20 protein-coding genes and 1 pseudogene are annotated in these 18,756 nt (G+C 70.4%); 7 read left to right on the top strand and 14 right to left on the bottom strand.

The features are described from left to right. Positions 1 to 2 precede the first annotated feature (2 nt). Together AB0K67_RS21675 and AB0K67_RS21670 are read right to left on the bottom strand one after the other, a co-directional pair. Entirely contained in the window at positions 3 to 473 is a 471-nt protein-coding gene (locus AB0K67_RS21675) for a hypothetical protein (RefSeq protein WP_364062791.1), read from the bottom strand. A gap of 394 nt (positions 474 to 867) precedes the next feature. After that, positions 868 to 1,683 (bottom strand): SDR family oxidoreductase, encoded by an 816-nt coding sequence (locus AB0K67_RS21670; protein WP_364062788.1) that lies wholly within the window; start codon positions 1,681 to 1,683, stop codon positions 868 to 870. 10 nt (positions 1,684 to 1,693) lie between these two features. Here AB0K67_RS21670 and AB0K67_RS21665 point away from each other — a divergent pair, with 10 nt between their 5' ends. Together AB0K67_RS21665 and AB0K67_RS21660 are read left to right on the top strand one after the other, a co-directional pair. Continuing rightward, positions 1,694 to 2,422 carry a nucleotidyltransferase domain-containing protein gene (locus AB0K67_RS21665; RefSeq protein WP_364062785.1) on the top strand — a complete coding sequence of 243 codons (729 nt, stop codon included), beginning with the start codon at positions 1,694 to 1,696 and terminating at the stop codon, positions 2,420 to 2,422. 96 nt (positions 2,423 to 2,518) lie between these two features. Beyond that, positions 2,519 to 3,154, top strand: coding sequence for a maleylpyruvate isomerase N-terminal domain-containing protein (locus tag AB0K67_RS21660; protein ID WP_364062782.1), 636 nt, complete (start codon positions 2,519 to 2,521; stop codon positions 3,152 to 3,154). A 13-nt stretch (positions 3,155 to 3,167) separates the two neighbouring features. On the opposite strand, the gene AB0K67_RS21655 is transcribed toward AB0K67_RS21660, so the two are convergent. Then, positions 3,168 to 3,437, bottom strand: coding sequence for a hypothetical protein (locus tag AB0K67_RS21655; RefSeq protein WP_364062779.1), 270 nt, complete (start codon positions 3,435 to 3,437; stop codon positions 3,168 to 3,170). A 160-nt stretch (positions 3,438 to 3,597) separates the two neighbouring features. On the opposite strand from AB0K67_RS21655, the pseudogene AB0K67_RS21650 reads away from it, so the two are divergent. Further along, positions 3,598 to 4,088, top strand: a pseudogene (locus tag AB0K67_RS21650) (response regulator transcription factor). Between the two features lie 83 nt (positions 4,089 to 4,171). On the opposite strand, the gene AB0K67_RS21645 reads toward AB0K67_RS21650, so the two are convergent. The 6 genes from AB0K67_RS21645 to AB0K67_RS21620 form a co-directional block, all read right to left on the bottom strand. Beyond that, a complete protein-coding gene (locus AB0K67_RS21645) occupies positions 4,172 to 5,176 on the bottom strand; it encodes an ABC transporter ATP-binding protein (protein ID WP_364062776.1) in 1,005 nt (334 codons plus the stop codon). Continuing rightward, positions 5,173 to 6,150: an ABC transporter ATP-binding protein gene (locus AB0K67_RS21640; protein WP_364062773.1), complete on the bottom strand. Its 978-nt coding sequence runs from the start codon at positions 6,148 to 6,150 to the stop codon at positions 5,173 to 5,175. The genes AB0K67_RS21645 and AB0K67_RS21640 overlap by 4 nt, the downstream gene beginning before the upstream one ends. Beyond that, positions 6,147 to 7,028 carry an ABC transporter permease gene (locus AB0K67_RS21635; RefSeq protein WP_364062770.1) on the bottom strand — a complete coding sequence of 294 codons (882 nt, stop codon included), beginning with the start codon at positions 7,026 to 7,028 and terminating at the stop codon, positions 6,147 to 6,149. Before AB0K67_RS21635 ends, AB0K67_RS21640 begins: the two co-directional genes overlap by 4 nt. Then, a complete protein-coding gene (locus tag AB0K67_RS21630) occupies positions 7,025 to 8,077 on the bottom strand; it encodes an ABC transporter permease (RefSeq protein ID WP_364062767.1) in 1,053 nt (350 codons plus the stop codon). The genes AB0K67_RS21635 and AB0K67_RS21630 overlap by 4 nt, the downstream gene beginning before the upstream one ends. Then, a complete protein-coding gene (locus AB0K67_RS21625) occupies positions 8,074 to 9,888 on the bottom strand; it encodes an ABC transporter substrate-binding protein (protein ID WP_364062764.1) in 1,815 nt (604 codons plus the stop codon). Before AB0K67_RS21625 ends, AB0K67_RS21630 begins: the two co-directional genes overlap by 4 nt. A 151-nt stretch (positions 9,889 to 10,039) precedes the next feature. After that, positions 10,040 to 10,879: a helix-turn-helix transcriptional regulator gene (locus AB0K67_RS21620; protein WP_364062761.1), complete on the bottom strand. Its 840-nt coding sequence runs from the start codon at positions 10,877 to 10,879 to the stop codon at positions 10,040 to 10,042. 88 nt (positions 10,880 to 10,967) lie between these two features. Between AB0K67_RS21620 and AB0K67_RS21615 the strand changes: the two genes are divergently transcribed. Next, entirely contained in the window at positions 10,968 to 11,675 is a 708-nt protein-coding gene (locus tag AB0K67_RS21615) for an SDR family NAD(P)-dependent oxidoreductase (protein ID WP_364062758.1), read from the top strand. Positions 11,676 to 11,683: 8 nt separating this feature from the next. Here the strand turns inward: AB0K67_RS21615 and AB0K67_RS21610 are convergent, their stop codons facing one another. Further along, positions 11,684 to 11,959, bottom strand: coding sequence for a heavy-metal-associated domain-containing protein (locus tag AB0K67_RS21610; protein WP_364062755.1), 276 nt, complete (start codon positions 11,957 to 11,959; stop codon positions 11,684 to 11,686). A 119-nt stretch (positions 11,960 to 12,078) separates the two neighbouring features. On the opposite strand from AB0K67_RS21610, the gene AB0K67_RS21605 reads away from it, so the two are divergent. Both AB0K67_RS21605 and AB0K67_RS21600 read left to right on the top strand, forming a co-directional pair. Further along, positions 12,079 to 12,627: a type 1 glutamine amidotransferase domain-containing protein gene (locus AB0K67_RS21605; RefSeq protein ID WP_364062752.1), complete on the top strand. Its 549-nt coding sequence runs from the start codon at positions 12,079 to 12,081 to the stop codon at positions 12,625 to 12,627. A 141-nt stretch (positions 12,628 to 12,768) separates the two neighbouring features. After that, the gene (locus tag AB0K67_RS21600; protein WP_364062749.1) at positions 12,769 to 14,298 is read left to right on the top strand and encodes an amino acid permease; all 1,530 of its coding nucleotides are present in this window, start codon (positions 12,769 to 12,771) and stop codon (positions 14,296 to 14,298) included. A 55-nt stretch (positions 14,299 to 14,353) separates the two neighbouring features. On the opposite strand, the gene AB0K67_RS21595 is transcribed toward AB0K67_RS21600, so the two are convergent. From AB0K67_RS21595 to AB0K67_RS21585, 3 genes are all read right to left on the bottom strand, one after another. Then, positions 14,354 to 15,880: an alpha/beta fold hydrolase gene (locus tag AB0K67_RS21595; protein WP_364062746.1), complete on the bottom strand. Its 1,527-nt coding sequence runs from the start codon at positions 15,878 to 15,880 to the stop codon at positions 14,354 to 14,356. A gap of 121 nt (positions 15,881 to 16,001) precedes the next feature. Further along, positions 16,002 to 16,637 carry a lipoyl(octanoyl) transferase LipB gene (gene lipB / locus AB0K67_RS21590; protein ID WP_364062743.1) on the bottom strand — a complete coding sequence of 212 codons (636 nt, stop codon included), beginning with the start codon at positions 16,635 to 16,637 and terminating at the stop codon, positions 16,002 to 16,004. Between the two features lie 54 nt (positions 16,638 to 16,691). Beyond that, complete coding sequence (locus AB0K67_RS21585; RefSeq protein ID WP_364062740.1) at positions 16,692 to 17,276, bottom strand: TetR/AcrR family transcriptional regulator; 585 nt, start codon at positions 17,274 to 17,276, stop codon at positions 16,692 to 16,694. A gap of 84 nt (positions 17,277 to 17,360) precedes the next feature. Between AB0K67_RS21585 and AB0K67_RS21580 the strand changes: the two genes are divergently transcribed. Further along, positions 17,361 to 18,581, top strand: a complete 1,221-nt coding sequence (locus AB0K67_RS21580) for an MFS transporter (protein ID WP_364062737.1) — start codon at positions 17,361 to 17,363, stop codon at positions 18,579 to 18,581. Here the strand turns inward: AB0K67_RS21580 and AB0K67_RS21575 are convergent. Then, positions 18,544 to 18,735: a PspC domain-containing protein gene (locus tag AB0K67_RS21575; RefSeq protein ID WP_364062734.1), complete on the bottom strand. Its 192-nt coding sequence runs from the start codon at positions 18,733 to 18,735 to the stop codon at positions 18,544 to 18,546. The genes AB0K67_RS21580 and AB0K67_RS21575 overlap by 38 nt on opposite strands. Positions 18,736 to 18,756: the final 21 nt, after the last annotated feature.

Here is an 18,756-nt window from a genome sequence, read left to right as displayed (position 1 = left end):
GGTCAGCGGTCGGCTCCGGCCTTCGACAGGTCTCCGACGGAGTCGGCGTAGTAGGCCGAGCCGGCCACGTGGAACGCGATCTGCCGGAACGTCCAGCCCTCACCGGGCGAGCGGTCGAGCTGGTCCGGAGTGAGCGCGGTCAGCCGGTCGGCCCAGATCCGGCCGAGCCGGGTGAGCCGGCACCTGGCCTCGTTCAGGTCTTCGTCGGTGAAAGGCGCCAGATCAGCAGGAGTCGTGCTGGCCGACGCATGCCAGTGATCAAGGATCGTGGGGTTGCCGGCCAGCCGTGCCTCCACCTCAGCGAGGTGATCGATGAGGTGGTCGGTGACCCGGCGGATCGCCTTGTGCGGGGTGTAGACCCGCTCATCGACGCGCACCGGGCGACCGTCCCACAGTGTCCAGGTCGCCGCCAGGTCGAGTACGTGGTCGATCATCGACGTGACGACCAGCGCCGGTTCGCGATCATCGGTCATCGGAATCTCATCGGACATCCACAGCCTCCGGCTCAGTGCGTTGCACCGGGCAGGGCGCACGCACCGACCCCGGCCCGGTGGAGCCCGGGAACGGCCCCGGACCGGAATCTAGGCTTCAGACATCTCGATGGCCGTCGAAGCATGAATGCCCGCCCATGCGTCGCAGCGCGAGCTCGGCGGCCCGGTAGAGCTTCTCTCGGCCGCGCGCCCGCCCCATGCGTCGCAGCGCGGGCCGCGGCGATGCACGGGGGCGACGTCGCGAAGGGCGCCATGCGCAAGCACCGCACGCCACCGCACGCCACCGCACGCCGCAGAAAGCCACCGCACGCCGCAGGAAGCCGCCGCACGCCGCTGAAGTCCACCTCTACGAGCGGTGAGCGGACCGGCGCGCCGTTCAGTACATCTTGATGACCTGCCCCGTCACTCTGCGCCCCTGGTGCGAGGCCAGGAACGTGATCACCTCGGCCACGTCGTCCGGCTGCGCCACCTCGGGCAGCACGCCGTTGGCGGCCTGGGCGATCGCGACCTTCTCATTGATCCAGCCGGTGTCGGTGACGGGCGGGTGGACCATGTTGGCCGTGATGCCGTGGCGGCCCAGCTCGCGCGCGGCCGACATGGTGTAGTTCTCCTGGGCGGCCTTCGCCGCGCCGTAGCTGACCTCGGTGGGGAAGCCGTCGGGGCCGCCCGAGGTGAGGCCGATGATGCGGCCCCAGGTCGCGCCGCGCTCCAGGTGGCGGCGGGAGAACTCCGAGATCAGCAGCGCGGGCGCGCGTACGTCGATGGCGAACAGCCGCTCGTAGGTCTCGGCGTCCACGCGGCGCAGCGAGCGGCCGAAGGAGTCGCGCTCGGCGGCGGCGAAGGTGTCGCTGAGCCAGCCGCTGGCGTTGTTGACCAGGATCTCCACCGGGCCGAACGCCTTCTCGGCCGCGTCGAACAGCCTCTTGGGCGTCTCGGGGTCGGCGAGGTCGGCCTCCAGCGCCTCGGCCGTGCCGCCCGCCTCACGGATGCGGGCCACCACGCCGGAGGCGTCGCCGGCGCGTGCCTGGTCGTAGGCCGCGGGGTAGACCGGATCGTTGAGCGGCGGCAGCCGTTTGTACGTCAGGAAGACCGCGACGCCCTCCGCCGCCAGCGCGCGGGCGATCGCCGCCCCGATGCCGTGATTGGCGCCGGTGATCAGCGCGACCTTTCCAGACAGCCGGGTATCGATCATAGTTGCCATCATGGACGCAGCGACGGAACGCCTGCTAAAGGTTTTTCTCGAGGGTGTCGAGCCGGCCGTTCCCCTGGTCGCGCTCTGGGCCCACGGCTCGCTCGCGGCCGGCGACTACCAGCCGGGACACAGCGACCTCGACCTGGTCGCGGTCCTCGACGCCACCCCGACCATGGATCACTGGCGGCGGATCAAGGCGGTGCATCGGCGGTTACGCCTGCCGCTTGCGGAGCGGCTGCACTGCTCGTACATGGCCAGGCAGGAGCTCGACGACCTCAGCGCCGAGCACATCACGTGGGCGCACCAGCGCATCTTCCGCCGCCCGGTGACGGCGGTGACGCGGCGCGAGCTGCACGAGGGCGGCAAGGTCCTGTACGGCCCGCCGCCGGCCGAGGTGCTGCCGCCGGTGTCGGACGAGGAGCTGGCCCGTTTCATCCGCTCCGACCTGCGCGACTTCTGGCTCGTCAGGGCGCAGGGGCGGCGGCGCTGGCTGCAGGACGTATGGGTGGACCTCGGCATGGTGACGGTCGCCCGGGCCACGGTCACCCTGCGGGACGGCCGGCTCATCACCAAGCGAGAGGCCCTTGAGGTGCTGCACGAGATGGGTGCGCCCGGCGTGCTGATCGCCGACATCCGCGCCCGCCGCTACGGCACCGAGCGGCCGGTGCTCAGCCGGTACAGGAGAGGCCGGCTGGCCCGCGCGTTCGTCAGGTCGGCCATCGGCCGCGCACTGGCCTGACCCGGGGATGTCATCGGGCGGGATGGCAACGTGACGGGCGGTTGTTAGTGGTGTGTGTCAACGCTGCAACCACCTGAATCCGGGAGAGAGCGACCTATGGGCGAGACCAGGCAGTCCTACCTGCTGGCGGCGGAGTCGGCGGTGAGGCTCCTCGGCCACCCGGCCGTGGCGGCGTCATGGGACAAGCCGAGCGCGCTGGTGGAGTTCAGCGTCGCGGGGCTCGCAGGACACCTCGCGCACCAGCTCGTCAGGGTCGGCGAGGCGCTGTCACCGAACGGCCCCGTCCAAGAGCCGATCTCGCTCCTCGAGCACTACATGCGTTCGCCGTGGGTCCAGGCGGGGCTCGATCACGAGAGCAACCTGAGCATCCGCAGGGGCGGCGAGGCCGCGGCCGCCGCCGGGCCCGCCCTGCTGCTCGAACGGAGCCAGGCGCTGCTCGACATGCAGCGCGCCGCGCTGGCCTCCGAGCCGGCCGACCGGGTCGTGATCACCCCGGCCGGCTGGTCGCTGAAGCTCGACGATTTTCTGCTGACCCGGCTCGTGGAGCTGGTCGTCCACTGCGACGACCTGGCCGCGAGCGTCGGCGTGGACACGCCCGCGCTGCCGTCGTCGGTGATCGACCCGGTGGTCGAGCTGCTGGCCAGGCTGGCCGTCCACCGCCACGGCCCCACGGCCGTCATCCGCGCGCTGAGCCGCGCCGAGCGCGCTCCAGCCACCATCAGCGCCTTCTGACCCGGGTACGGCGTCACCGGCTCTTCTGCGGCTTCGTACGGGAGTGGTCGGTGACCTCCGGATAGTCCTCGACCGGGGTACGCCTGCCCAGCAGGTGCCGGTCCACGAACGCCGTCAGGTGCGCCCGGGTGATCTCCCATGCCCGGGCGCCGTCGAGCGGTTGTGCGGGAAGACCCAGGGGCTTCCTGAGCACCGCGTAGTCCACGAACGCCGACGCCCTGCGGCCCCAGCCCACGCTCGGCGACCTCGACCGGCTGCTCGACCAGTCCAGGGCCCTCGGCATCGCGGTCACCAGGCGCGAGGAGGGCGAGCCGAGGCCGGTGCACGAGACGGTCGAGCGCGCCGCGTACCGGGTGATCCAGGAGGCGCTCACCAACGTGCACAAGCACGCGGCCGGGGCCGGCGCCGACGTGCTGATCCGCTACGGCGAGGACGAGCTGCGCGTGGAGGTCCGCAACGAGGCTCCCCGAACGTCAGGCGCGAACGGCGGCAAGGGCCGCCCCCCGAACCCGCCCAAGCTGATCATGCTGACCACGTTCGATCTGGACGAGTACGTGCACGAGGCGCTGCGCCTCGGCGCCGTCGGGTTCCTGCTGAAGGACACCCCGCCGCGCGAGCTGGCCGCCGCCGTGCGCACGGTGGCGGCCGGTCAGGCGATGCTCGCGCCCTCGGTCACCAAGCACCTCATCGCCTCCTACGCACGCCGGACCCCCTCCCGGGCCGAGATCGCCCGCAGGCGGCTCGCCGCGCTGACCGGCCGGGAGGAGGACGTGATCAGGGCGCTGCCCGCGGCCTGTCCGACGCGGAGATCGGCCGCGAGCTGCGCCTGAGCGAGGCCACGGTGAAGGCGCACGTCCGCAGCGTGCTGGCCAAGCTGGGCCTGGCCGACCGCGTGCAGGCCGCCATCCTGGTGCACGACGCCGACCTCACATGAAGACCGGCGCCGAGCCCTCAGGTGAGGTCCGGCGCCGGCGTCGGAAGACCGTCTTCGGCCCGATGGCGGGCCGGCCGGGCGGATCAGGTGACCGTCTCGGCGTAGTGGCAGGCCGCCTGGGCGTCCGGCACGGCGGGCAGGATGTCCAGGAGCTGGGTACGGCAGCGCTCGGCCACCCCGGCCTCGGCCGCCTTGCCCGACGCCAGCACATGGCAGCGGGCGTGGAAGCGGCAGCCCGCGGGGATGCGGGTCGGGTCGGGCGGCTCGCCGGTCAGCACGATCCGCTCGGGCGACTCGGGCAGCACCGACAGCAGCGCCTGCGTGTACGGGTGGCGCGGCGCGGTCAGCACCTGCTCGACGGGCCCCGACTCGACGATCCTGCCGAGGTACATCACGGCCACCCGGTCGGCGATGTTCCAGGCCAGGCCGAGGTCGTGGGTGACGACCAGGGCCGACAGGCCCAGCTCCTCGCGCAGCCTGAGCAGCAGCGCGAGGATCTCGCCGCGTACGGAGGCGTCCAGGGAGGCCACCGGCTCGTCGGCGACGAGCACCTTCGGGTTCAGCGCCAGCGCGCCCGCGATGACGACGCGCTGCCGCTGGCCGCCGGAGAGCTCGTGCGGGTAGCGCTGGAAGAAGCGCTCGGGCGGCCGCAGCCCGGCCCTGGACAGGGCGGTGGCCACGATGTCGCGCTCGTCGGGCAGGCCGTGGATGCGCGGGCCCTCCGCGACCGCCTCGTACACGGTGTGGCGGGGGTTGAGCGAGCCGGTCGGGTCCTGCAGGACGAGCTGCACCTGCCTGCGGTAGGCGCGCAGCGCCTTGGTGGCGTAGGCGAGGCTCGCGCCGTCGTAGCGGACCTCGCCCGAGGTGGGGCGTTCGAGGCCGAGCAGGGTGCGGGCGAGCGTGGTCTTGCCGCAGCCGGACTCGCCGACGAGCGCGACGATCTCGCCCTGCCCGATGGCCAGGTTCACGCCGTCCACGGCGCGGGCCTTGCGGCCCCTGGAGGCGAACTCCACGTGCAGGTCACGGGCCTCCAGCAGGGTGGCGCCCGTGGTGCCGGTCTGTTCGGTGGCGGTGCTCGTCTCGGTCATGAGCCGACCTCCTCCTCGGCCCGGGCGTGCACGCACGCCGCCGTACGTCCTGGACCGGCCGGCCACAACCGCACGTCGAGCTCGGCGCACGTGTCGCGCGCGACCGGGCAGCGCGGGTGGAAGGCGCAGCCGCTCGGCAGGTCCATCGGGTCGGGCGGGTCGCCGCCCAGGCCCTTGGGCGCCATGCGCGAGACCGGGTCGCCGACGGTCGGGAAAGCCGCCGCCAGCGCCCGGCTGTAGGGGTGCTTGGCGTCGTGGAACACCTCATGGGACGGGCCGTGTTCGACGACGCGGCCCGCGTACATGACCGCGAGCTGGTCGCACACGTCGGCGAGCACCGACAGGTCGTGCGAGATCATGATCAGCGAGATGCCGCGCTCGGCCACCAGGTCCTTGATCAGGCTGAGTACCTGGGCCTGCACCATCACGTCGAGCGCGGTGGTCGGCTCGTCGGCGATGATCAGGCGCGGCGAGCAGGCCAGCGCCATCGCGATCATGACGCGCTGCCGCTGGCCGCCCGACAGCTCGTGCGGGTAGCTGCGGGCCCGCCAGGCGGGCAGGCCCACCGCGTCGAGCAGCTCGGCGACGCGTTCGCGGGCGGCGTCGGGCTTGGCCAGGTTGTGCACGAGCAGCGGCTCGGCGATCTGGTCGCCGATCCTGCGTACGGGGTTGAGCCCGTGCTGCGCGCCCTGGAAGACGATGGACGCCTCCGCCCAGCGCACGGCGCGCATGCGCCCCCACTTCATGGTGAGGACGTCCTCGCCGTCGAGCAGGATGCGGCCGCCGATCTTCGCGTCCTTGGGCAGCAGCCGCAGCAGCGCCATGGCCAGCGTCGACTTGCCGGACCCCGACTCGCCGGCGACGCCGAGCGCCGCACCGGCCTCGAGCTTCAGCGACACCCCGCGTACGGCGGGCACCTCGCCCGAGGCGATGCGGTAGGTCACGGAGACGTCGTCGAGTTCGAGCAGGCTCATGCGGCCCTCCTCAGCCTCGGGTTGAGCACGGCCTCCAGGGCCCTTCCGACCAGCGTGAACGCCATGACCACGATGAGGATGGCGAGGCCGGGGATGAGGATGTACCACCAGGCGCCCTGGGTGGCGGCGCCCCAGTCGTAGGAGGCACGGAGCATGGTGCCCCAGGAGGTGCGGTTGGAGCTGACGCCGAGGAAGGCCAGCGTGGACTCGGTGACGATGGCGCTGGCCACCTCCAGGGTGGTGCTGGCCAGCAGCAGCGGCGCCACGTTCGGCAGCACGTGCCGGGTGGTGATGTGCCAGTGTCCGGCGCCGAGCGCCTTGGAGCGCTCGATGTACGGCCTGGCCTCGACGGCGAGCGTCTGCGCCCGGATGAGCCGGGCGGTGGACGGCCAGGTGGTGATGCCGATCGCGGCGATGATCGTGAACGTGCTGCCGCCGAGGATGGCGGCGAGGACGAGCGCGGTCACCAGCGAGGGCAGCACCAGGAACCAGTCGGTGACGCGCATGAGCGCGGCGCCGACCCAGCCGCGGAAGTGGCCCGCGGTGATGCCGACGACCAGGCCGATCACGATGCTGAGCAGCGCGGCGAGGAACCCGATGAACAGCGAGGTGCGCGAGCCCCACCAGACCATGAGCAGGATGGACCGGCCTGACTCGTCGGTGCCGAACGGCTCGGACAGGCTCGGCGCGGCCCACCGCTGCCCGGTGTTCTGGATGACGCTGGTGACCGACTCGTCGATGAACCAGGGCGCGATGAGCGCGAGCACGACCGCGATCGCGAGGACGGCCAGCCCGGCGACGCCGCCGCGGTGCGTGCGGAACCCGGCCCAGAAGCGGATCAGCGCCTGCTTCCTGCGGGCCGTGGCGACAGCCGTCATGCGGACCTCACCCTCGGGTCGAGCACGTGGTAGACCACGTCGGCCAGCGTGTTCATGACGATGACCGCGACGGTGATCAGCATGAACGTTCCCTGCATGAGCGTGAAGTCGGGCACCCTGACCGCCTCGTAGAACAGCTGTCCGAGCCCCGGCCAGGTGTAGATGGTCTCCACGGTGACGGCGCCGCCGACGACGAAGCCGATGCGCATGAACACCAGCGTGACCGTGGGCAGCAGCGCGTTGGGCACGGCGTGCTTGCGGCGCACGTCGTCGTCGCGCAGGCCCTTGGCCCTGGCCACGGTGACGTAGTCCTGGCCGACCTCCTCAAGGAGCGAGGAGCGCATGATCAGCAGGTACTGGGCGTACACCACGGCGACCAGCGTCAGGCAGGGCAGCACCATGTGGGAGGCGACGTCCAGCACGTACGCGAACCCGTCGGGCGCGTCCACGCTCTCGATGCCGCGGAACGGGAACAGCCCGGGGATCGGCCCGATGCCGACGCCGAAGACCATCATCAGCAGCAGCCCGAGCCAGAACGTCGGCACCGACCACAGCAGCAGCGACAGGCCGGTGGAGAAGCGGTCGAAGCCGCTGCCGTGCCGCCAGCCCGCTCTGGTGCCCTGCCAGACGCCCAGGCTGACCGCGATGACCAGGCCGGTCCCCGCGAGCAGCAGCGTCGGGCCGATGCGCTCGCCGATGAGGTCGATGACCGGCCGCTTGTACTCGTAGGAGGTGCCGAGGTCGAGCCTGAGCGTGTCGCCCACGAACTGGAAGAACTGGTCGATGAGCGGCTTGTCGAGGCCGAGCCTGCGGCGTTCGAGGTCGAGCTGGGCCGGGGTCATGTTCCGGCCCTGGGCCAGGTTGCGTACGGGGTCGCCGGGGAGCAGCCGGAACACGAAGAAGGTTCCGACGATCACCATGGCGATACTGAACAGCGCCCCACCGGCCTTGGCCAGCGCGTACTGCAGCGTGCCGCGGCGGGTGGGGCGCTCGTCACCAGGGCCCGCCGCCTGGGCGGCGGGCTCTGCTGCTTCGAGCGGTGTCGTCATTCGCGTTCGTCAGCGGTGCTCTTGCGCCGCCTGCTCAGGAGGAAGCCCGCCAGGGCGATGACCACCACACCGCCCACGACTCCCACGATGACGCCGGTGTTGGAGCCGCCTTCGGCGCTCGAACCGGACGCCGCGGCCTCCTTGGCCTCCACGGTGTAGAACGGCCAGTAGCTGCTGCCGCCGTAGAGGATGCCGTTGTCCTCGGGGATCGGGGTGATGCTGGCGATCCGGTCCTTGCGGTAACCCTCAAGGTCGTTGGTGTAGTAGATCGCGATGATCGGGGCGTCGGTGTAGAGACGCTCCTGCATCTTCTTGATGATCTCGGCGCGCTTGGCCCGGTCGAGCTCCTTCTGCTGCTCCTTGTAGAGCTTCTCGAAGGTCTCGTCGCAGTAGAAGGACTCGGTGCCGCCGCCCTCACCGGTCGGGCTGGGCCGCCGGCTGCACAGGTGGGTGGCGAGGACCTCCTCGGGGTCGGGGTTGACCGACCAGCCGCTGATCGCGATGTCGAACAGGCCGGTGACGCCGGTCTCCTCGGTGAACTTGCTGGAGTCGAGCTTCTTGGTGGTCAGCGAGATGCCGATCTCCTTGAAGAAGCCCGTCAGGTACTCGGCGAGCTTGTCCTCGATCGGGGTGTCGGTGTGGATGCTGAAGCGGAACTCCAGCTTGCGCTTGCCGTCGGGCATCGTACGGATGCCGTCGGGGCCCTTCTTGTAGCCCGCGTCGTCGAGGATCTGGTTGGCCTTGGCCGGGTCGTAGGTGACCTTGGTGTCGCCGGTGGCCTCCCAGAAGAAGTCCTGGTACATCGGCGGGACGATCGAGCCGTCGGCGGGCTTGGCCAGGCCGTTCTGCACCTCGTCGACCAGCTTCTGCTTGTCGATGGCGTAGTGGAGCGCCTGGCGGACCTTCTGGTCCTTCAGCGCCGGGTGGCCGTCACCGACGGGCTTGCCGTCGCTGGTGGTGGCGCCGTGGTTGATCTGCAGGTACGCCGAGCGGCGGCCCTGCTGGTTCCAGGCGACGATGTTCGGGTCGTTCTGGATGGCCTCGAACTCCGGCGGGGACATCCGGCCGAGCAGGTCGATGTCGCCGTTCTTCAGGCCCGCGATGGCGGCCTGCGGGTTGTCGTAGAAGATGACCTGCAGCTCGTCGATCTTGGGCTTGCCGCGCCAGTAGTTCGGGTTGGCCTGCAGCTTGACGTACTGGTCCTTCTTGTGCTCGACCGCGAAGTACGGGCCGCTGCTGACCGTCGGGTACACCTCGGCGTCGTAGTTGGCCATGTCGGTGACCTTCTCCCAGACATGCTTGGGCATGATCGGGACCGGGTTGTCCAGCATGCTGGCCTGCGGCGCCTTGAGCTTGATGATCAGGTCCTGGCCGTTGGCGGTGACGCTCTCGAAGTTCTCCACCGCCGGACCGTTGGCGGTCTTGGCGGCGTCGTCGGTCATCATCTTGTTGAACGTCCAGGCGGCGTCCTCGGCCGTGATCGGCTGGCCGTCGGACCACTTCGCCTGGCGGATCTTGAACGTCCAGGTGAGCCCGTCCTCGGACGTGCTCCACGACTCGGCCAGGTCAGGGCTCGGCGCGAGCGTCTTGGAGTCGGGGACCGTGAGGAACCCGTACATCCAGCGGTGGATCGACGTCGAGATCAGACGGACCGCGAGGAATGGGTTCATCGAGTCCATCGACTGCGTCGCGCCGACGCGTATGATCTTCTTCCCCGCCGCGGGCTCCTGTGCGAGGGCAGCCGTCGTGCCCTGACCGGCCACTAATAGCGCGACGCCCAGCGCTGCCAGGCGTGCGAACCATTTCCTCATACGTGCCTCACCTTCAGGCGGGGGGTTCTCTGTGTAGAAGAAGGCACACCATATGGAGACCGCATGTCAACGAGTGACGGAAAATTGTTTCATCTTCGTTTCCAACAGCGGTGTAAATTTTCAGTGGTCCTGGCAGCGCCGTGAGCTGGCGTCACGTCTCCGCGGGCGCCATCGACCGCCGGGCGAGCCGGGCGAACCGCTCGGCGTCGGGAGTGCCGGGCTCGGCGGTGTAGACGATGATCCGGAGATCGCTGCCGGCCACGCTGAGAATGTCGCAGTCGAGCGTCATCGACCCCACCTCGGGATGGTCGAACGTCTTGCGCCCGCCCACCTGGCGGTCGACCGTGCCCGAGTCCCACAGCTCGGCGAAGCGCGGGCTGCCCGCCCGCAGCTCGGCGATCAGCTCCTTCAGCGCGCGGTCGGCGGGGTAGCGGCCCGCCGTGGTGCGCAGGTCGCCGGCCAGCGCCTCTTCGAAGTCGGCCTGCTCTTCGGGCGAGCGCCTGACCAGGGTGGAGCCCGTGCCCATGAAGACGCGCCACACGGCGTTGCGCTCGCGCCCGCGCCACTGCGCCGCATCGGGGACGAGTGCGGTGTACAGGGGGTTGGCCAGCAGCAGCGTCCAGGCCGCGTCGTGGACGGCGACAGCGGCGCCGTCGAGCCGGTCGATCATCCGCAGCACGCTGGGCGGGATCCTGACGGGCACCATGTCGGGCCCGGGCGGGGCGAGGCCCGCGGACTCGTACAGGTAGGCGCGCTCCTCGTCCGACAGGTGCAGCGCCCGCGCCAGCGCCTCGACGATCTGCGGCGAGGGGTTGGTGGCGTGGCCCTGCTCCAGGCGGACGACATAATCGACGGAGATGCCCGCGAGCGTCGCGAGCTCCTCGCGGCGCAACCCCGCGGTGCGGCGGTGACCTGTCGCGGGCAGCCCCACCGCCTCCGGTCGTATCCGCTCCCGCCAGCGGCGCACCGCCTGCCCGAACTCCTTCGCCATGGTGTCCAGTCTGCCCCTTCCTGGTACCGCGAGTCCCAGGAAAATGAGGGCTCTGGCTGCTCAGGAGCCGCGGACGCAGACTGTGAACATGACAACGACACTGATCACAGGAGCCAACAAGGGTCTCGGTTACGAGACCGCCCGCCGCCTCATCGAGGCCGGCCACACCGTCTACGTCGGCGCCAGGAATGCCGAGCGGGGCCGCCAGGCCGCCGAGCGGCTCGGCGCCCGGTTCGTGCAGATCGACGTGACCGACGACGACTCCGTCGCCAAGGCCGCCGCCGCCATCGAGGCCGACGGCGGGCTCGACGTGCTCGTCAACAACGCGGGCGTCGAGGAGCGCAAGCCGGACGCCGGCATCTACACGGCGGCCGAGGTGACCGGCGACCTGATGTACCAGACGTTCAACACCAACGTCTTCGGCGTCGTGCGCGTGCTGCACCACTTCGTGCCGCTGCTGCGCCGCTCGCAGGCCCCCGTCGTGGTGAACGTCAGCAGCGGCCTGGCCTCGCTGACCACCGTCACCACCCCGGGGACGCCGGTGTACGACTACCCCGGCGTGGCGTACCCGGCGTCGAAGGCCGCGGTCAACATGATCACGGTTCAGTTCGCCAAGGCGTTCCCCGAGATGCGGATCAACGCGGTCGAGCCCGGCTACACCAAGACCGACCTCAACCACAACACCGGCATCCAGACCGTCGAGGAGGGCGCCGAGATCATCGTGCGGATGGCGCAGGTGGGCCCCGACGGCCCGACCGGCGGCTACTTCAGCGCCAAGGGCCCACTGCCCTGGTGACCCTCGGGTCAGCCGCAGGCGCAGGCGCCACCACCGCAGCACCCGCCGGCCATCGGCAGCAGCTCGACGGGCGCGGCCCTGCCCACCAGCTCGTAGCCGGCCTCCGTCACGGCGGCGCCGATCAGCGCGTCGTCGACGGGGGCCTGGCTGGTGACGGTCACCGCGCCCGAGGCGACGTCGACCTCGACCGCGCTCACCCCGGCGATGGCGCTCACCTCCTCGGTCACGGCACTGGCACAATGACCGCAGGTCATGCCCTTGACCTGGTACGTGGCCACGGTCATGCGAACACTCCTTCCTCATCGGCTCCAATGACGGCACTCTATACCCCCTAGGGGTAAAGACGCATACATGGGTCCCCCACGGAAAGAGGGGTGGAAACACGCCGCACAAGGGGGTTCTCATGCTGGACGGCAAGACCATCGCCTTTCTGGTGGCACCCGAGGGAGTCGAGCAGGTGGAGCTCACCGAGCCGTGGAAGGCGGTCAAACAGGCCGGCGGCACACCCAGGCTGGTCTCCACCTCCCCCGGCCGGATCCAGGCGTTCAACCACCTGGACAAGGCCGACCACTTCGCCGTCGACGACACCGTCACGGACGCCGACCCGGCCGCGTACGACGGCCTGGTGCTGCCCGGCGGCGTCGCCAACCCGGACTTCCTGCGCATGTCGTCCGACGCCGTGGGCTTCGTCCGGGCCTTCTTCGAGGCGGGCAAGCCGGTGGCGGCCATCTGTCACGCGCCGTGGACGCTGATCGAGGCCGACGTCGTACGCGGGCGCACGCTCACCTCGTGGCCGAGCCTGCGAACCGACCTGCGCAACGCCGGGGCGACCTGGGTGGACAAGGAGGTCGTGGTCGACACCGAGGGCCCCGGTCCGCTGGTGACCAGCCGCAAGCCGGACGACCTCAAAGCGTTCTGCCAGACCGTCACCGACGTGCTCGGCGAGGGCTGACGCCTTCCGGGGTGGCCTTTCCCGTACGAGAGGGCCACCCCCGGGCGAGGTCGAAACGAGCTCGTAACGCCTTGTCCCCTGGGGAGAAATGGTCTAGACGTAGACCATAAGGAGCGTCCTCCGCCCCCCAGGGAGACCTCAATGACAACAGAAGAGGATTCCAGGCGGCTGGCCGAGCTCGGCTACAAGCAGGAGCTGGCACGCACCTGGAGCGGTTTCTCGAACTTCGCGATCTCCTTCTCAATCATCTCGATCCTGGCCGGCTGCTTCACGACCTTCGGACAAGCCTGGAACAACGGCGGCCCCATCGCCATCTCCTGGGGCTGGCCGCTGATCTCCCTGTTCATCCTCATCATCGGCTTGTGCATGTCGGAGCTGGTCTCGGCGTACCCCACGGCGGGCGGCATCTACTGGTGGGCCGCCAAGCTGGGCGGGCCGATCCACGGCTGGTTCACCGGCTGGCTCAACCTCATCGGCCTCATCGCGGTCACCGCGTCGGTGGACTACGGCTGCGCCACGTTCCTCAACATCACGCTCAACCGGCTGACCGGCGGCGCGTGGGAGGGCACTCTCCCCCAGGCGTTCCTGCTGTTCGTGATCGTCCTGGCGCTGCACGCGCTGATCAACATCTTCAGCCACAAGCTGATCTCGCTGCTGCAGAACATCTCCGTCTGGTGGCACGTGGCCGGCGCCGCGATCGTCGTCGCCATCCTCGTCTTCGCGCCCGGCGAGCACCAGTCGGCGGGCTTCGTCTTCTTCGGCACCAACAACACCTCGGGCTTCGGCTCCGGCTCCGACGGCCTGACCTTCTGGCTGTACGTGCTGCCGCTCGGCTTCCTGCTCACCCAGTACACGATCACCGGGTTCGACGCCTGCGCCCACGTGTCGGAGGAGACGCAGGGCGCGGCCAGGACCGCCGCGCGCGGCCTGTGGCAGTCGATCTTCTACTCGGCGATCGGCGGCTGGATCCTGCTGCTCGCGTTCCTGTTCGCCGCCACCGACGTGGACAAGCTGAACGCCCAGTCCGGGTTCGTCGGCGCCATCTTCGAGACCGCGCTGTCGTCCCCGCTGGCCACCGCGATCTTCGCGATCTCCACCATCGGGCAGTTCTTCTGCGGGATGAGCTGCGTGACCTCGATGTCGCGCATGACGTACGCGTTCGCCCGCGACGGCGCCGTGCCCGGCTGGCGGCTGTGGTCGAAGGTGGACCGCAACCGCACCCCGGTCAACGCCATCGTGGCCGGCTGCACCGTCGCCGCCCTCATCACGCTGCCCGCGCTCTACGCACCTCCCGGGCTGACCACGCCCGTCGCGTTCTACGCCGTCGTCTCGATCGCGGTCATCGGCCTCTACCTGGCCTTCCTCATCCCGATCTGGCTGCGGCTGCGCATGGGTGAGGCGTTCCAGCCGGGGCCGTGGACGCTGGGCCGCGCGTACAAGCCGCTGTGCTGGATCGCCTGCGTCGAGATCGTGATCGTGTCGGTCTACTTCATCATGCCGTTCTCGCCCGAAGGGGTGCCTGGCAACCCCGAGTTCACCTGGACCTCGGTCAACTACGCGCCCGTCGCGGTGGGCATCGTGCTCATCGGGATCGCGCTGTGGTGGGCGCTGTCGGCCCGGCACTGGTTCACCGGGCCGCGCCGCACGGTGGACGAGAACCTCGTGTCCTGACACGGAAACGCCCGGGGGCCTCGCGGGACCCCCGGGCGTTGCTGTCGGATGCGGCTCAGCCGGCCCAGCTCAGCCGATCCGTCGGCCACAGGCGCGTGTCCGCCTGGCGCTTGAGCACGTTCTCCTCAGGCGTGCCCACCGCGCAGCGGGTGCCGTGCGGCGGCACCTTCAGCGAGATCAGGTACTCGTCGAAGATGTCCGTCTGGCACTTGTCCTTGCCGTAGATGCGGTGGCCCCACCCCTCGTACGTCAGCAGCACCGCCTTCGGGCCGAGCTGGCGGGCCGCGTTGGCCGACCAGATCCACGGCGTGGCGGGGTCGTGCAGCGAGTTGCCGAGCAGCAGCGGCGCGTCACCCGTGTACCGCAGCTCGTGCGGCGGGTTGGTCGTCTTGTAGTTCATGCAGATCGGCAGGTCGTCGATCGGGTACGGGTGGTACCGCGTGTCGGGCGCCAGCGCGTTGGAGACCTTCATCAGCGCGGCGTACTCGGCGTAGTTGCGCACCCGGAGGTCGTAGTCCTGGCACAGGATCGTGGTCGGCAGCTCGGCCACGTCGCCCTCCACCGGCCCCCGGCCGGGCAGCGGCGGCACCCAGTCGGGCTCGGGCCCGCCGTTCAGCCAGTTGATGGTCTGGCTGAGCGTCACCCAGTCGGGCCCCTCGTTGCCCAGCGCGGCGTTGTAGATGACCTGCAGCTCCGTCATCTTCGTGCCGGTGCTCGGGTAGATCAGCTCGCCCCGCTGAGCCTTCTCCCGCAGGTTCTTCCAGATCGCCCGGATGTCCTGGCCGTGCAGGACGCAGCTCGGCTCCTGCTCGCACCAGCCGACGAACTGGTCGAAGGCGTCCTCGACGGCGACGGCCTCCGTCGCCAGGAAGCCCGCCACGTCGAGGCTGTGGTCCATGTTGCTGTCCAGCCCCAGCGCGCGGACGCGGTCAGGGAACAGCTCGGCGTACATCTGGCCGATCAGCGTGCCGTAGGAGATGCCGTAGTAGGTGAGCTTCTCCTCGCCGAGCGCCTCGCGCAGGGCGTCCATGTCGCGGGCGACGTCCGTGGAGTCGACGTGGTCGTACAGCGGGCCGGTGCGCTCACGGCAGTCCTGGTGCAGGCGCTTGGTGAAGGCGTCCCACGCCTCGAATTCGGCCTGGCTCTTGATGACCGTGTGCGGCATCTGGTTGTAGACCGACGCCGAGCAGATCACCGGGTGGCTGCGGCCCACGCCCCGGGGGTCGAAGCCGACGATGTCGAAGTGGCGCTGGAGCTCCTCGGTGTAGGAGCCGGGGGCGCCGTACACGGCCTCGACGCCCGAGCCGCCGGGGCCGCCGGGGTTGATGACCAGCGAGCCGATCCTGGCGTCGGGGTCGGTGGCCTTGCGGCGGGCGACCGCGATGTCGACGGTCGGGCCGTCCGGCTGCGACCAGTCGATGGGCACGGTCAGCGTGCCGCACTCGGCAGACGGCTCCTCCTCGCACGGAGCCCAGGTGATGGTGCGCGCCGGCTGCGTCACCTCGGCACTGGCGGCCGGGACGGGCGACAGCGTCGCCACCGCCACTAAGGCGGCGGCGAGCAGGGTGAACCTTCTTCGCACGATGCTCCAATCTTCGATCGATCCCCCGTTGGGGCGTGCGACGAAGATGGATCATCGCGTATTTGGCGTTATGTGCGCGACGAAATTACCGAAGTTCCCTACTTCGTAATGACTTATCGCGTCAAGAGGCTTCGAATGCCTCCGCCACCACCTTGCGGACCTCGTCCATGTCCGCGCTGCCCATCTCGCGCTTGAGCGAGGTCATGTCGACGTCGGGCATCCCGCACGCGACCGCCCAGCTCCACGGCGTCAGGTCGCCGTCGACGTTGAGCGCGAACCCGTGGCTGGTGACGCCCCGGCTCTGGCGCATGCCGATCGAGATGATCTTGCGTCCGGTCTCCACCGTCCACACGCCGGTCAGCAGCTCGGAGCCCGGCGGCGTGTCGCGGCGCTCGGCCGGCAGCCCCAGCTTGCCCAGCGCCTCCACCAGCCGGAGCTCCACCTCGCGAACGTAGTCGACGATGCCCTCGCCCTCGTCCAGCTTGACGATGAGGTAGCCGACGAGCTGGCCGGGCCCGTGATAGGTGAGCTGGCCGCCGCGACCGGTCTCGACCACGGGGATGCCGTGGGAAGGGTCGGGCAGGTGCTCGGCCGGGGTGCGTCGCCCGATCGTGTAGACGGAGGGATGGCTCAGCAGCCAGAGCGTGTCCGGCCGCTCCTCCCGTTGGCGCTGCCCGACGAGGTTGGTCATGCGCTCCATAGCCTGGTCGTATTCGACGAGCTCATCCTGGATGAGCGTCAGCGGCCTTGCCCTCATGTTTCTGAGGATATGCCCGGCCCTTGACTGGCGACGCCGCAGGTAGGCCCGCTTTTACCCGCTGTGGGCCGCCACCCACTCGTCCACCAGCTCGCAGAGCCGGTCCAGCGCCTCTTCCACCCGCTCGCGCTCGCCCGTGGTGAGGAAGTCGATCTGCAGCCCGGTGTACGCCGAGTTCGCCAGCGTCGAGATCCGCGTCGCCTCCGGCTCCGGCACGCCGCGATCGCGCAGCAGCCCGGCCACGAACTCCGACCGGTCGGCCAGCAGCCTCGGCACGTGCCCGCGCAGCTTGCCTGCCGCCGCGAGCCCTTCGATCTCGTGGATGAGCCGGGCGATCGGCACGTTCTCCTCGCGGGACTGCCAGTCCCACGTACGGCGGATGATCGTGCCCACGCTCTCGGAGCCCGACCAGCCCGGCAGACCGCGCAGCCAGGCGCGGTGGCGCTCGTCGAGGCGCTCCATGGTGGCCGACAGCAGCTCTTCCTTGTCGGCGAAGTGGTGGGTGAGCACGCGGGTGGACTTGCCCAGGTGCTGGGCCAGCGGGCGCATGGACAGCGTCGAGAGGCCGTGGTCGGCCAGGTAGTCGATGATCTGGTCGAGCAGCTCGCCGCGGCGGTGCGGATCGGCGGTCCTGGCCATGGCTGTTTTCCCTTTGACGCCATTGAGGTGACGACTGTTACCCTACCGGGGAAACGACTGTTACCTTTATTTCAGGGGATACCCATGTCCATCGACGTACGCCGGCGTGCCCGCCTGCCCGCCTGGCTGCTCGCGCTGACCTTCACCACCTTCACATTCGCCACCGACGACTACGTGATCGCCGGGGTGCTGCCCGCGCTCTCCGCCGACCTCGGAGTCAGCGAGGCCATGGGCGGGCAGCTCGTCACGGCCTTCTCGCTGGCGTTCGCGCTGGCCGCACCCGTGGCCTCGGTGGTGACCGCCACCTGGTCGAGGCGGGCGCTGCTGGCCTGCGCGCTGGGGTTGTTCGTCGCGGCCAACGCGGCCGCCGCCTTCACCGGTTCGTACGCGGTGCTGCTCGGCCTGCGCGTGCTGGCCGCCGTGGCCGCCGCCGCCGTCGTCCCCGCCGCGTACGCCATCGCCACCTCCGCGGCCCCCGAGGGGCGGCAGGGGAGCTACCTGGCGCTGGTGATGGGCGGGCTGACCGGTTCGCTGACGTTCGGCGTGCCGCTCGGCACGTGGGTGGGCGGCGCCTTCGGCTGGCAGGCCACGTTCGGGCTGGGCGCGGCGCTGGGGCTCGTCGCGCTGGCGACGGTCATGATCACGCTGCCCGGCCTGCCGCCGCAGCCCGCCATGCCGATCAGGGAGCGTCTCGCCCCGCTGGCCCGGCCCCAGGTGCTGCTCGGTCTGCTTGGGATCGTCGCGATCGTGCTGGGCAGCATGATGGTGCTGAGCTATCTCGCCCCGTTCCTGCGCGACCTGGCCGGCGCCGGGCCGGTGGAGCTGGGCTGGGTGTTCGTGCTCGCCGGTCTCGCCGGGCTCGCCGGCGGCCAGCTCGGCGGCAGGGCGGCCGACCGGTGGGGCGTGAGCCGGGCGATGACCGCGGGCGTGGCCGCGTTCGCGGCGGTGATGGCCGCCCTCACCTTCTGCCAGATCCTGCGGCCGGTCCCGCTGCTCGCCCTGCTGCCGCTGCTGCTGCTCTGGGCGGGCGCGTCGTGGTGGATCCCGCCGCCCGCGCAGGCCCGCATGATCGCCCTCGCCGGCCCGGCGGCGCCGCAGGCGCTCGCGCTCAACAGCAGCGCCGTCTACGTGGGCGTGTCGTGCGGTGCCGCGCTCGGCGGGCTCGTGCTGGAGACGTACGGCAGCGGCTGGTTGCCGGCCGCCGCGGTCTGCGTGGAACTGGTCGCGCTCGCGCTCTTCCGCGCGACGGACCGTGGGCGCGCCGGCGCTATGCCGCCCGGTAACCCTTCGGCTCCTCAGGGATGAGGATCCACATGGCGACGTAGACGACCCAGAGCGGGCCGGGGATGAGCGACAGCAACAGCCAGAGAATGCGGACGAGCGTCGGCGGCAGGCCCAGCTTGTCGGCGATGCCGCCGCAGACGCCGGCCAGGATCCTGTGCTCTCGTGAGCGGTACATGCTGTGTTCCTTCGTTGTGGT

The sequence above is a fragment of the Nonomuraea sp. NPDC052634 genome (assembly GCF_040678535.1).
In the GTDB taxonomy this organism is placed as follows: Bacteria; Actinomycetota; Actinomycetes; order Streptosporangiales; family Streptosporangiaceae; genus Nonomuraea; species Nonomuraea fastidiosa.
Note: the sequence above shows the minus strand (reverse complement) of the source record. Positions and strands in the feature narration are given on the sequence as shown.

What these genes read in the sequence shown, in the direction of transcription:
- AB0K67_RS21665 (WP_364062785.1), top strand. Translation starts at nt 1,694, where the DNA reads ATGGACGCAGCGACGGAACGCCTGCTAAAGGTTTTTCTCGAGGGTGTC.
- AB0K67_RS21630 (WP_364062767.1), bottom strand. Translation starts at nt 8,077, where the DNA reads ATGACGACACCGCTCGAAGCAGCAGAGCCCGCCGCCCAGGCGGCGGGC.
- AB0K67_RS21675 (WP_364062791.1), bottom strand. Translation starts at nt 473, where the DNA reads ATGACCGATGATCGCGAACCGGCGCTGGTCGTCACGTCGATGATCGAC.
- AB0K67_RS21625 (WP_364062764.1), bottom strand. Translation starts at nt 9,888, where the DNA reads ATGAGGAAATGGTTCGCACGCCTGGCAGCGCTGGGCGTCGCGCTATTA.
- AB0K67_RS21610 (WP_364062755.1), bottom strand. Translation starts at nt 11,959, where the DNA reads ATGACCGTGGCCACGTACCAGGTCAAGGGCATGACCTGCGGTCATTGT.
- AB0K67_RS21645 (WP_364062776.1), bottom strand. Translation starts at nt 5,176, where the DNA reads ATGACCGAGACGAGCACCGCCACCGAACAGACCGGCACCACGGGCGCC.
- AB0K67_RS21605 (WP_364062752.1), top strand. Translation starts at nt 12,079, where the DNA reads ATGCTGGACGGCAAGACCATCGCCTTTCTGGTGGCACCCGAGGGAGTC.
- AB0K67_RS21635 (WP_364062770.1), bottom strand. Translation starts at nt 7,028, where the DNA reads ATGACGGCTGTCGCCACGGCCCGCAGGAAGCAGGCGCTGATCCGCTTC.
- AB0K67_RS21655 (WP_364062779.1), bottom strand. Translation starts at nt 3,437, where the DNA reads ATGCCGAGGGCCCTGGACTGGTCGAGCAGCCGGTCGAGGTCGCCGAGC.
- AB0K67_RS21580 (WP_364062737.1), top strand. Translation starts at nt 17,361, where the DNA reads ATGTCCATCGACGTACGCCGGCGTGCCCGCCTGCCCGCCTGGCTGCTC.
- AB0K67_RS21615 (WP_364062758.1), top strand. Translation starts at nt 10,968, where the DNA reads ATGACAACGACACTGATCACAGGAGCCAACAAGGGTCTCGGTTACGAG.
- lipB (WP_364062743.1), bottom strand. Translation starts at nt 16,637, where the DNA reads ATGAGGGCAAGGCCGCTGACGCTCATCCAGGATGAGCTCGTCGAATAC.
- AB0K67_RS21575 (WP_364062734.1), bottom strand. Translation starts at nt 18,735, where the DNA reads ATGTACCGCTCACGAGAGCACAGGATCCTGGCCGGCGTCTGCGGCGGC.
- AB0K67_RS21670 (WP_364062788.1), bottom strand. Translation starts at nt 1,683, where the DNA reads ATGATCGATACCCGGCTGTCTGGAAAGGTCGCGCTGATCACCGGCGCC.
- AB0K67_RS21620 (WP_364062761.1), bottom strand. Translation starts at nt 10,879, where the DNA reads ATGGCGAAGGAGTTCGGGCAGGCGGTGCGCCGCTGGCGGGAGCGGATA.
- AB0K67_RS21660 (WP_364062782.1), top strand. Translation starts at nt 2,519, where the DNA reads ATGGGCGAGACCAGGCAGTCCTACCTGCTGGCGGCGGAGTCGGCGGTG.
- AB0K67_RS21585 (WP_364062740.1), bottom strand. Translation starts at nt 17,276, where the DNA reads ATGGCCAGGACCGCCGATCCGCACCGCCGCGGCGAGCTGCTCGACCAG.
- AB0K67_RS21600 (WP_364062749.1), top strand. Translation starts at nt 12,769, where the DNA reads ATGACAACAGAAGAGGATTCCAGGCGGCTGGCCGAGCTCGGCTACAAG.
- AB0K67_RS21640 (WP_364062773.1), bottom strand. Translation starts at nt 6,150, where the DNA reads ATGAGCCTGCTCGAACTCGACGACGTCTCCGTGACCTACCGCATCGCC.